The sequence below is a fragment of the Pseudomonas gingeri genome, from assembly GCF_013386115.1.
In the GTDB taxonomy this organism is placed as follows: domain Bacteria; phylum Pseudomonadota; class Gammaproteobacteria; order Pseudomonadales; family Pseudomonadaceae; genus Aquipseudomonas; species Aquipseudomonas gingeri.
In genome coordinates, this window is sequence record NZ_JACAOR010000001.1 from 1 (window position 1) to 12,770 (window position 12,770).

Sequence of the window (12,770 nt, forward strand, 5' to 3'; positions counted from 1 at the left end):
CCCATCTCGATAACAGCAATGGCGTCCTCACCGGCGCCGCTGGCGTGACCCTGGATCTGCTGGGGACGTTGACCAATACCAACGGCAAGCTGTCCGGCGTTGGCCCGCTGCTGATCCAGCGCAGCGCGCAGATCAACAACCAGGGCGGCGAGCTGTCCAGCCAGGGACTTTTGACGGTGCTGACCGGTGGCCTGGATAACAGCAACCACGGCACGCTCGGTGCCACTGATACGCTTACCCTCACGGCCACCGGCGCCGTGCAGAACGGCAATGCCGGCCTGATCGCCAGTGGTAATGGCGATCTGCAAGTGCAGGCGGCGAGCCTTGGCAATGCCAGGGGATTGTTGCAGGGCAAAGGCGCGGTCAATCTCGACGTCAGCGGCGATATCGACAATCAGAGCGGCAAGGTGATCGCCCAGGAGGGTCGGCTGTTCATCAAGGCGGCCAATCTCGATAACCGTGGCGGTGTGCTTTCCAGCGTCAGGAGTGCACTGGAAACCCGCGTTGTCGGTGTCCTGAAAAACGGCTATGACCTGACCAACAATCGCCAGAACGGCAGTATCCAGGCCCAGGGCCTGAATCTCAACGCGCTCGGTGGTATCGACAACTATGGTGGGCGTATTGCCGCTCGCGCCGGGGAGGCGATGCTCACCACCACCAACCTCGACAACCGCAATGGCGGTCTCTACGCCAGCGGCCTGGTCAAGGTCAGTGCCAACAACGTCGACAACAGTGGCGACCTGGGCGGGCAGATTGCCGGGGGCCAGATCGATCTGGGCCTGGGCGGCAGCCTCAACAACCGCAAGGGCATCATCGAGAGCGACAACACCTTGTCGATCAGCGCTACCGGTCTCGACAACCAGACCGGCCAGTTGCGTGCCCTGGGCAGCAATGGCAAGACAGCGTTCCGGATCGGCGGCCTGCTCGATAACCGCAACGGTACGCTGGAAACCCGCAACTTCGACCTTGGCCTGGATGCCGGCAGCTTCCTCAACCAGGGTGGCAGCCTGCTGCACGCCGGCCTTGGCACCTTCGATATCTCCATGGCCAACCTCAGCAGCGCCGGTGGCACGCTGGTGACCCGTGGCGGCCTGACCCTCGGTGCCGACAGCTGGACCAACAGCAGCGTGATCCAGGCCGGGCGCCTGACAATCAATATCAACAACCTGTATCAGACCGGCAGCGGGCAATTGCTGGCGTCCAACAGCCTGACCGGCAACGGTGGCAACTGGACCAACGATGGCCTGATCGCCAGTGACGGCACGGTCAGCCTGAACCTGGGGGGCAGTTATGCCGGCAGTGGCCGCCTTTCCAGCCTCGGTACCCTGGGTCTGCGCGCGGCGCAGTTGAACCTGGGTGGCAACACCAGTATCGCTGGCGGTGGCGATACCACGATCAATGTCGCCGGCGTCTTGAACAACTTCGGTCGCCTGACTTCCGCCGCGAACATGAACCTCAGCGCCGGCGGTATCAACAACTACGGGACACTGGGCAGCGCCCAGCGACTGACCACCACCACGGGCGCATTGCTCAACGACCACGGGCTGGTCTTCAGTGGCGGTGACATGGGGCTGCGCGTCGATTCGTTGAACAACTTCTACGGTAACATCAACAGCCTCGGCAATCTTGCCGTTGACCGCGATGGTCTGGGCAACTGGGCAGGCAGCATCGTCAACCGTTCAGGCTCGATCCAGAGCGATGCCAGCATGAGCCTGGTGGCAGGCTCGATCCAGAATATCCGTGATGTGCTGGTGGTGAACAACGCCGGGTTGTATACCGCGAGCATCACCGAGCTGCCGTGCAACCGTCTCTATGTCGGCGACTGCAGTGGCGGTAACCGCAACGGCCTGTTCGAGGTGGTCCAGCGCAGCAAGCTGGAGGTGATGCCCGGGGCGAGTGCCGCGGCGAGCATGACTTCCGGCGCCAACCTGGTACTGCGCGGTGGCGATTTCCTGAACGCCAGCAGTACGGTCGCGGCCACCGGCAGCCTGACGGCCCAGCTCAACAACCTGGTCAACCAGGGGGTTGAAACGGGGGATACCGAGGACCGCCGTACCTATGTCACCGCCCGTCACGCGTTGGGCGGGCGCCAGCAGGAAGCGGCGACTTTCACCCAACAGTACTGGTATGAAAACCCCGGCTACAATCCCACGGGGCTTGAAGAGGCGCTGGCGCACTTCCTGGGGACGATCGAAAGCGAGGTCGGCGCGCTGCATAGCACGACGCAACTGGCGGTGGGCGATCAGTCCTATGCCGGTATCATGCAGGCCGGTGGTGCGGTGAACATCGCTACCCTGAACAACTTCGACAGCTCTGTCGTGCGACCGGGGTTCAACTATGTAGGCAGCGGTCCGCGCACCAACACCGGTTCCTCGGGCAGCAATTTCTCCACCCACGTCACGGTCAACCAGCAACTGCCGCCGAACCTGGCACAGCAGCAGGTCAACCCGGTGGCTTTGCCCGGATTTACCCTGCCCACCGGCCAGAATGGCCTGTTCCGCCTGAGCGGGCAGGGCAGTAGCACGCCGACAGCCACCGGACCGCAAAGCTGGACCCTCGGCGGAGCCAGTCTCGGCTCCGCCCAACGCCAGCCCGCCCCGGGTGACCTGGCGGCACCGAGCACGATCGACGTGGGCGCGGCGGACCGTGCCCAGGGCAGCCAGAGCACCAGCATCACGCGAGTGCAGGGCTTGCCGGATACCTCGGGTAAATCCAATCCGCAGAAGTACCTGATCGAAACCAACCCGGTACTGACCGACCTCAAACAGTTCATGAGCTCGGACTACCTGTTGTCGAATCTGGGCTATGACCCGGACACCAGCGCCAAGCGCCTGGGGGATGGTTACTACGAGCAGAAGCTGATCCAGCAGGCGGTCGTGGCCCGCACCGGGCAGCGCTTTATCGACGGGCAGACCTCGGACGAAGGCATGTTCAAGTACCTGATGAACAATGCCGTGGCCAGCAAGCAGGAACTGAACCTGCAGTTGGGCGTGACGCTGACTTCCGAGCAGGTCGCGGCGCTGACCCATGACATCGTGTGGATGGAGAATGCCACGGTCAATGGCGAGCAGGTGCTTGTGCCGGTGCTGTATCTGGCCAATGCCAACAACCGCCTGGCCGCCAACGGTGCATTGATCCAGGGCAGTGATGTGACCGTGATTGCCGGCAAGGACCTCAACAACGCCGGGACCCTGCGGGCCAGCAACAGCCTGCTGGCGGCCGCCGGCAACGACCAGGTCAACAGCGGTTTGCTGGAGGCCGGCGATCGCCTCGCCGCCCTGGCGGGCAACAACCTGACCAACAAGGCCGGTGGCATCATCGCCGGACGTGACGTCAGTATCACCGCCGTCAACGGCGACGTGATCAACGAACGTACCGTGACCAGTCACCAGAGCAGCAACGGCTACCGGACCGAGCAACGGGATTTCGTCGACAACGCCGCCCGCATCGAAGCGGCCAACAGCCTCACGGTGAGTGCAGGCCGTGATATCAACAACAGCGGCGGAGTGCTGAAAAGTGCCGGGGATACCCTGCTCAGGGCCGGACGCGACGTCAATATCAGCGCCGCCGAGCAAGTGCACGGCAACAGCCTGGGTGACCATCATCGCGACGAAACGATTACGCAGAACGGCTCAAGCGTTTCCGCCGGACGCGACCTGATGATCAGTGCCGGGCGTGACTTGAGCGTGGTCGCCAGCCAGATCGATGCCAAGCGTGACGTGGCGTTTTCGGCCGTGGGCGACCTGACCTTGTCTTCCGCCGCAGACGAGCAGCATTCATATGGCAAGACCAAGAAGGTCACCAGCCAGGAGGATCATGAACACCAGGTGGGCTCCAGCGTGACGGCCGGCGGTAACGTGCTGATGACGGCCGGCAAGGACCTGGAGCTCGTTGCGAGCAAGGTCGCCGCGGGGGGCGAGGCCTATCTGAGCGCTGGCGCCAACCTGATACTGCAGAGCGCGGCCGATGAGGACTACAGCTTCTACAGCAAGACCAAGAAAAGTTCTTCGGGCAAGAAGAGCCGCCTGGATGAGCTGGAGAGTACGACCAATATTGCCAGCTCCGTCACTGGTGGGACCAATGTCACGCTGGTTGCGGGCAATGACCTGATCGTCAAGGGCAGTGAGGTCGCGGCTGAAAAAGGGCGCGCCCAACTGACCGCTGGCAACGATGTACAGATTCTCGCCGTCACCGATTCCACCAGCGTTCGTCATGAGAGCAGCAACAGCAAAAGTGGTTGGGGTGGCCTCAAGTCCAGCAAGGTCGCTGACAAGGTCTCGGAAACCCAGACCACCGCGGTGGGCAGCCTCATCTCGGGCAATACCGTCGAGGTGAGTGCCAAGCGGGATGCGACCATCACCGGCTCGGCCCTGGTCAGCACCAAGGACCTGACTGTGCAGGCCGGTCGCGACCTGACCATCAACGCGGCGGAAAACACCTTTACCCGCGATGAGATGCACAAGGAAAAGGGACATGACTTCACCGGTATCCTGACGGCCAACAAACTGGGGATCGACGACATCACCGGCAACCAGCACTTGAACATGAGCAGCGGCAGCCATAACGGCCAGGCCACGCAAACGACCCTGACCGGCAGCACCATCGGCTCCAGTGCCGGGAATGTCAGCCTGAGTGCCGGGCGTAACCTCGGCGTGGTGGCCAGTGATCTGGTCAGCACCCGCAACATGAGCCTGACCGGTTCCAACGTGAGCATCGTCGCCGGCATGGAAAGCTCCAGCCAGAGCAGCCAGGACAAGTCCTCCAGCCTCGGCGTCGGCCGAGTGATGGGGGGGGCGGTGATCGGCACGCTGAACACGATCTACAACCTGCGCGAGTCCATCGAAGCCACCAAGAAGATCGATGACCCGCGGCTTCGGGCGGTGAAACAGGCGCAGTTGGCGATGCAGCTCAACGATATCGATCCGGCCGGCATGGCTTCGGACGTCAAGGATGCGCTCTCCAACTATGGTGACAAGAAAGGCGGCAGCGGTTCGCTGATCAAGATTGGCACGGAGCTGGCGAACACCCACAGTAGAAACAGCAGCCAGCAGGACAGCCAGACCGCCAGGCAGAGTTCGATCAATGCCGGCGGTGGCCTGACCATTATCGCCACGGGCAATGCGGCCGGAACGGCTGGTGATATCCATGTGGTCGGCAGTACCCTGAAAGCCACCAGCACGGTGCTGGACGCCAAGAATGACATCACGCTGGAAAGTGCCCAGAACACCACGGACAGTTCCAGCCATGGCAGCAACAGCCGTACCGCGATCGGCGCCAGTTTCAACCTCGGCGCCCAGAACGGCTTCACCCTCGACCTCGGCGCGCAGGTGGGCAAGAACATGGGGGACGGTCATTCGGTCACCCAGGTCAATACCACCCTGGACACCGGTTCCCTGGTGCTGCGCAGCGGCAAGGACACCACGCTGGCAGGGGCCCAGGTCAAGGCGGACAGCATCAACGCGGTGATCGGCGGCAATCTCGATATCAGCTCACGGCAGGACACCGAGAGCCAGACCAGCAAGCAGAGCAGCGGCGGGATGGGGGCCAGTATCTGTATTCCGCCGTTCTGCTACGGTGCGACGGTCACGGGGTCGGCCAACCTGTCCGCCGGTAACACGAACAGTGACTACAAGGCCGTGACGGATCAGAGCGGCCTGTTTGCCGGCAGCGGTGGCTACAACATCTATGTCGGACAGAACACCACCCTGCAGGGCGCGGTCATCGCCAGTGATGCCACGGCCGACAAGAACCGGCTCAGCACCGATCGCCTGATCGTCAGCGACATCAAGAACAAGAGCGAGGCCAGTAGCCAGTCGGCGGGCATTTCGCTTTCCTACAGCAGCGGCGGTGATGGCCTCGGTTTCGGCGGTACGATACCGTTGGCACTCAGTGAGTCGGATCAGAGCAAGACCCGCAGCGCGGTCAGCGAAGGGACGATCATCGTGCGCAATGCCGCGGGCGCGAATGACCTGACCGGCCTCAATCGGGACACGGCCAACGCCAATGAAAAACTCGACAAGCCGGATGTAGGCGCCCTGCAGACGCGCATGGAACTGATCCGCAGCTCGGTCGCGTTGACCCAGTCCGTGATTGGCAAGGTCGCCGAAGCCGAGAAGAAGAGTGCCGAGGATCGCGTGAAAAAAGCCACCAACGCGCAGGAACTCGCGGCGGCCAAGGACAATCTGAAAAACGTCAACGAGAGCTGGGCGACCGGCGGCGACAAGCGTGTGCTCGTCGATATCGTCAGCGGCCTGATCGGTGCGGCGCTGGGCGGGGCGGGCGGTGCCACGACCCTGGGTATCGTGGCCAATACCACGGCGGCCGATACCTACAAGCTGATCGGCGACTATGCGAGCCAGCAGCGTGACAAGGCCACCGACAGTGCCACCCGAGCGGCATGGGACGAAGGCGGTGCGGCGCGGGTGATGCTCCATGCCCTGGCCGGCGGCGTCCAGGGGCTTGCCGGCGGGACGGTCGGCGGCAACGCACTGGGTGCTGGCGCGGCGGCGCTGACGGCCCCCCTGATTGCCGAGAAGGTGGCCCAGATGGATCTGCCGGTGGATGTGAAGAAGTCGCTGATCCTGGGGACTTCCGGCCTGGTCTCCGCGGGCGTCGGTGGTATCAACGGTGCCAGCGCCGGCATGCAGGAAGTCCAGAACAACTATCTCACCCATGAGGATATCGAGGTGCTGTCCCGGCAATTGGCTGTCTGTGCCGCCGATAACACCGCTTGTCGCATGCGCGTGCAACTTGAGGCCAAGCGGCGAAGTGACCTCAATGATGCCGCCCTCATGGCCTGTCAGGACCAGGATTGCCTGAACGCACACATCAAACAGATCGTTGAGGGTGCCAAGAATTTTGGTCAGCTGTATGCCGCTGACCAGGCCCTGGATGCCAAGGACAAAACGGCCTTTGGCGCGATCAGCGATATCGAGACCAACAGCCTGCTGATCGCGGCCAACGTGGCGGCGGGGCTATCTGGCTACAAGGAGTGGGCCGTGAACAACTGCGAGTCGATAGGCGCATCGGCCTGCCAGGGCAAGTTCACCGATGCGGTGAAAAGCGGGCAGTTCATCAACTCGAAAGGCCAGACGGGCGGCGGGATACCCGCCGCATTCGCGGGCTATGAGACCGTGCTGGGCAGTACCAAGCAACCCCATGAGTATGGTGATGTTTCGAGTGGCTGTCTGGTTTCGCTCGGCGGGTGCGGCACATTGGACCAGGAATATGAAGCCCTCAAGCGCAACGCCGGGCCTGGTGGCGACGGTACGAAGGTGGTCGGCAGCGGCGACGTGAGTGAGTTGTACCTGATGGGGCTCAAGCTCGGGTATGTTGCACACTTGACGGATAAAGACAGCAAGAGCGTGATCAACGTGACCCTGCCTGGAATGCATGCCCTGGATCCCGGTTTCGTGGTGCGCACGGTGGTGCCCACGGCGTCGGGTGGCTTCGATATCGAAACCCATGGCTGGGGCACGGGCAGCAGTCCGTTGTTCAACTCCAACAGCTGGATGGCGGGCATGGTCTGGGGCGGTAATACCAAGTTCATTGAAAAGCAGGAGTTCATGAATAACAGCCCGGTCATCAACTACCTCAAGGACACGCCGTTTTTCAACTGGGGCGGTAGTCCTCAGCCCGCGGGGGGGAAATGAGACCCAACGGCGAACTGCGCCTGTGCGCCGTGCTGGTGTGCGGCGGCCTGGTCCAGGCCCTGGTGATGTCGAGCGTCGACGCCCTGAGTCAGACCATTGCGTTCGCCATGATGCTCTTCGGCGTTCTCGCTTCTGCTGTCGTGGGCATTCCGTTGTTGCTGCTGGGTGACCGTTATTGCCCGACCCTGCGCTGGCGCCATTGGGTGAGCGGCCTGATCCAGGGGCTGGTGATCTACCTCTTCTTCGGCGGCTTTTCCGGCTCCTTGCTGAAAGTGGCGGTGGTGGGCGGGCTGGTATTGGGCATGGCGTACAGCCTGGCCATCTACTGGGTGGAGAACTGGCCGTCGAGGAACGGCTCGCCTGCGCGGCGCGGGTGGCGGTCGATCATTGCCGTGCCGGTCGCGGGAGGCTTGACCCTGGGCACGGTGGCTGTCGTGCTGTTCTTTGGCCAGGGAGAGGTCCTGCCGGGCTTTGTCCTGTTTTTCCTGATCGGAGCACTGCTCAGCATGCTGGTGTGCTGGCCGCTGCTCTGGCTGGTGGAGCGGTTTCTCACCACGGGCTGGCGTTACGTCATCGGCGGTGGTGCCGCCGGTCTGCTGATCTGGATCATAACCGCCATGCCGTCGGTTCTGGAGGTCCGTACGCCAGCGGCCAGGCCACCGCTGTTCTGGGCGGGGATGGCGATTTTCGTCGCTATTGGCCTGGTCGCGGGAGGGCTGTACACAGTCGCCCACTGGCTCGGCAAGCGTCGACGTGATTCTTGACGCCCAAATCCCGCCGCCTTATGATAATGCCACTAAATTGATATCAAATGTATCGAGGGATTGTACATGTGGGTTGTCACCCTCGGGATGAGGTTTCTCGCGGCTTTGCCGTGCTGTATCACCGCCCTTCGAAATACCTCTTTCAAATACCCGGAGCGTTCGCAACCGCCCGGGCAATAACGCATTGACCCCCGCTGAGTTCAGGTCCTGTCCTTGACTGCGCCAACGCAGACAAGCCTTGCCATGCGCCTGGCAAGCCAGTCGACTCACCCATTTCGCAATTTTCCAAAATCCGATTTTCCAGGAGTGTACTGCGTGAAAAAGATGTCGCAGGTGATGGTTTCAGGGATGGCGGCACTCACGCTGGCGTCCGTTATCGGTTGTACCACCCAGGAGACTTCCCGGGCGCTGCCGGTGCAGCAGGTCGAAAGCGTCAACCGGCCTTATGCCGGTGTCCGCACGCCGATCGCCGTCGGCAAGTTCGATAACCGTTCCAGCTACATGCGCGGGATCTTTTCCGATGGCGTCGACCGTCTCGGCGGCCAGGCCAAGACCATCCTGATTACCCACCTGCAGCAGACCAACCGCTTCAGCGTGCTGGACCGCGACAATATGGCGGAGATCCAGCAGGAAGCGGCCATCAAGTCGCAGGTGCAGAAGCTCAAGGGCGCCGATTATGTCGTCACCGGTGATGTCACCGAGTTCGGTCGCAAGGAGACCGGCGACCAGCAGCTGTTCGGCATCCTGGGGCGCGCCAAGACCCAGGTGGCCTACGCCAAGGTCGCCCTGAACATCGTCAATATCACCACCTCCGAAGTGGTCTATTCCACCCAGGGCGCGGGTGAGTACGCCTTGTCGAACCGCGAGATCGTCGGCTTCGGCGGCACCGCCAGCTACGACTCGACCCTCAATGGCAAGGTCCTCGACCTGGCGATGCGCGAGGCGGTGAACAAAATGGTCGATGCCATCGACAGCGGCGCCTGGAAACCGGGCCAGCACTAATTCATTCGATAACAGGGAGTGCCAGGGGTTATGGGCAAGGTGTTCAGTTCGGTGCGGTTTGTCGCGGTAATGATGGGGGGCGCGGTGTTGGTGGGATGTGCCCAGCAACCCAAGACGCTGTATCAGTGGGAAGGCTACGAGCCTCAGGTCTACGAATATTTCAAAGGCGAATCCAAGGAAGCGCAGGTCGCGGCACTGGAGGCTGATCTGCAGAAGATCAAGTCCACCAACCGCGCCGCGCCGCCGGGTTATCACGCGCAGTTGGGCCTGCTGTATGGCAGCCTGGGCAAGGACGACCAGATGGTGCAGCAGTTCCAGACCGAGAAGGCACTGTTTCCCGAGTCGGGAACCTACATGGACTTTCTGCTGAGCAATGCACAAAAAGGAAGCAAGCCATGAACCTGCGCTTTCTGAGTGTCATGGGTGGGCTGATCATGGTGAGCCTGCTGGCCGGGTGTGCGCACCCGATCAAGAGCCTCGATTATTCCGCCTACAAGCAGGCGCGTCCGCGGACCATCCTGGTCCTGCCGCCCGTGAATGAGTCGCCGGATATCAAGGGGTCGTACAGCCTGTTGTCACAGGTGACGTTTCCGTTGGCCGAGGCAGGTTATTACGTGATGCCGGTGGCGCTGGTGGATGAAACCTTCAAGCAGAACGGCTTGAGCTCGCCTGCTGAAATCCAGAACACCTCGCCGGTCAAGCTACGCGAGATCTTCGGCGCCGATGCCGCGATGTACATCACGGTGACGCAGTACGGCACCAAGTACATGGTGCTCAGCAGCAACACCATTGTGACCGCCAATGCCAAGCTGGTGGACCTCAAGTCCGGCACCACGCTGTGGACCGGCAGCGCGACGGCATCGAGCGAAGAGGGCAACAACAATAACCAGGGCGGCCTGGTCGGCATGCTGATCACGGCGGCGGTCAAGCAGATCATCAACAGCTCCACCGACGCCGGTCACCCGATTGCCGGCCTCGCCAGTCGACGCCTGATGTCCGTGAATCACACTACCGGGCTGCTCTACGGGCCACGTTCGCCGAAATACGGTACGGACTGATAGCCTGCAAGGTTACGGTGCCGGTCGTTTCCAGGCTGGGCCGTACAAATCCCTCGGCGCTTGCGCAACGCAAGCGCCGATCAAACACGATCCATGTTCCTCGCCATCACCGTCCCGCCATTGATGCGTTGCGCCTGCCGCCTATGATTGCCGTGACGCCTGTCGGCTGATTGCCGTGATCCGACAGCCTCGCGTACTTTCATTTCTGCGAGCGCCACCATGACTCCAACAAGAACCCTCTACGACAAGCACATCGATTCCCATACGGTGTGTCGCCTCGACGACCAGGGGCATGTCCTGCTGTACATCGACCGCCAGGTCATCAACGAATACACCAGTCCGCAAGCTTTCAGTGGCCTGCGTGAAGCCGGGCGCGGTGTCTGGCGCGCGGAAACCGCGCTGGCGGTGGTCGATCATGTGAATCCCACCGCGCCCAAGCGCGTCGCCGCCATGCCCGATGCCGGCGGCGCCCGCCAGGTGTCGTACCTGGCCGAGAACTGTGCCGACTTCGGTATCGAGTTGTTCGATGTGCTCGACAAGCGCCAGGGCATCGAGCATGTGATCGCCCCGGAGCAGGGCTTCATCCTGCCGGGCATGGTGGTCGCCGCCGGCGACAGCCATACCACGACCTATGGTGCTCTCGGGGCCTTCGGGTTCGGTATCGGCACGTCGGAAATCGAGCATCTGCTGGCGTCCCAGACGCTGGTGTACAAGCGCCTGAAAACCCTGCGGGTCACCGTCGATGGCGAGCTGGCACCGGGGCTGACGTCCAAGGACGTGATCATGGCGCTGATCGGCAGGATCGGCGCCTCCGGGGCCACTGGCTATGCCATCGAGTTCTGCGGTTCGACCATCGATGCCCTGAGCGTCGAGGCCCGCATGACCATCTGCAACATGGCCGTGGAGGCGGGCGCGCGCGGAGCCTTCATGGCACCGGACGAGAAAGTCTTCGCCTACCTCAAGGACAAGCCACGGGCGCCCAAGGGTGAGCTGTGGGAGCAGGCAGTGGCCCGCTGGCGTGAACTGAAGAGTGATGTCGGTGCCCGCTTCGACCGTGAAGTGCACCTTGATGCCGGGATACTCGAGCCCATGGTCACCTGGGGCACCAGTCCGGACCAGGCCTCGCCCATCGGCGCGAACGTGCCGGACCCGGAAGCCATCAGCGACCTGATCCTGCGCCAGGATATGCGCCGCGCCCTCAACTACATGGGGCTGGAAGCCGGCATGCCGCTGAGCGAGATCGTCATCAGCCACGCCTTTATCGGCTCCTGCACCAACGCCCGTATCGAGGACCTGCGCGACGCGGCCCGTGTAGTGCGCGGCCAGCAGGTGGCCAGGCATGTGCGGGCGATGATCGTGCCGGGTTCCACCCAGGTGCGCGACCAGGCCGAAGCCGAAGGGCTGGCGGCGGTGTTTATCGAGGCCGGCTTCGAATGGCGGCAGTCGGGGTGCTCGATGTGCCTGGCGATGAACGACGATGTCCTGGAGCCCGGCGATCGCTGTGCCTCCAGTACCAACCGCAATTTCGAAGGCCGCCAGGGCGCGGGTGCCCGTACGCACCTGATGAGCCCGGCGATGGTGGCGGCGGCGGCGATTGCCGGACACCTGACCGATATCCGTACCCTGGAGCGACGCCCATGACCCTGCAGCCATTTTCCCAGGTCACCGGCAAGGCGGCGCCGATGCTGGCGGCCAATATCGACACCGATGTGATCATGCCCAAGCAGTTTCTCAAGGGGATTGACCGCAACGGCCTGGACCGTGGGTTGTTCTTCGACCTGCGCTTCCTGCCCTCGGGCGAACCCGATCCCGGCTTCGTGCTCAACCAGCCCGCCTGGAAAGGCGCGAGCTTCATGGTGGTAGGGCCGAACTTCGGCTGCGGTTCCAGCCGTGAACATGCGGTGTGGGGCTTGAAGCAGATGGGGATCCGCGCCTTGATCGGTAGCAGTTTCGCCGGGATCTTCTACGACAACTGCCAGCGCAATGGTGTGCTGCTGATCACCCTCGACGAGGCCACGGCACAGCGCCTGGGGCAGGTGGTGAGCCAGCCGCAAGGCGCCGAGATCGCCATTGACCTGGAGAGCCAGCAGATTCGCTTGCAGGACGGTAGCGTGATCGGGTTCCAGATCGATACCCTGCGCAAGACCGCGTTGATGCTCGGGCTGGATGCGATCGGCAGTACCTTGCAACGACGCGACGAGATCAAGGCGTTCGAGCGGGCGCACCTGGAGGCCAATCCCTGGCTGAGCTGAATATTGCTTGTGGCGGTAGATGAAGCGTCTGTCTGCCTGGGG

The 12,770-nt window shown here is 62.6% G+C and carries 7 protein-coding genes; all 7 read left to right on the forward strand.

What is annotated here, in order from left to right; all coding sequences use genetic code 11:
* On the forward strand, positions 1 to 7,652 hold a 7,652-nt coding region (locus HX881_RS00005; protein WP_177082087.1), incomplete at its 5' end, for a hemagglutinin repeat-containing protein.
* Positions 7,649 to 8,416: a hypothetical protein gene (locus tag HX881_RS00010; RefSeq protein WP_177082088.1), complete on the forward strand. Its 768-nt coding sequence runs from the start codon at positions 7,649 to 7,651 to the stop codon at positions 8,414 to 8,416. The genes HX881_RS00005 and HX881_RS00010, both read left to right, overlap by 4 nt.
* A gap of 324 nt (positions 8,417 to 8,740) precedes the next feature.
* A complete protein-coding gene (locus tag HX881_RS00015) occupies positions 8,741 to 9,418 on the forward strand; it encodes a CsgG/HfaB family protein (RefSeq protein ID WP_177059790.1) in 678 nt (225 codons plus the stop codon).
* A gap of 30 nt (positions 9,419 to 9,448) precedes the next feature.
* A complete protein-coding gene (locus HX881_RS00020) occupies positions 9,449 to 9,817 on the forward strand; it encodes a DUF4810 domain-containing protein (protein WP_177082089.1) in 369 nt (122 codons plus the stop codon).
* Complete coding sequence (locus HX881_RS00025; RefSeq protein WP_177082090.1) at positions 9,814 to 10,476, forward strand: DUF799 domain-containing protein; 663 nt, start codon at positions 9,814 to 9,816, stop codon at positions 10,474 to 10,476. The genes HX881_RS00020 and HX881_RS00025 overlap by 4 nt, the downstream gene beginning before the upstream one ends.
* Positions 10,477 to 10,695: 219 nt before the next feature.
* A complete protein-coding gene (gene leuC, locus HX881_RS00030; RefSeq protein WP_177082091.1) occupies positions 10,696 to 12,117 on the forward strand; it encodes a 3-isopropylmalate dehydratase large subunit in 1,422 nt (473 codons plus the stop codon).
* A complete protein-coding gene (gene leuD, locus HX881_RS00035) occupies positions 12,114 to 12,728 on the forward strand; it encodes a 3-isopropylmalate dehydratase small subunit (protein WP_017129737.1) in 615 nt (204 codons plus the stop codon). Before leuC ends, leuD begins: the two co-directional genes overlap by 4 nt.
* Positions 12,729 to 12,770 lie beyond the last annotated feature (42 nt).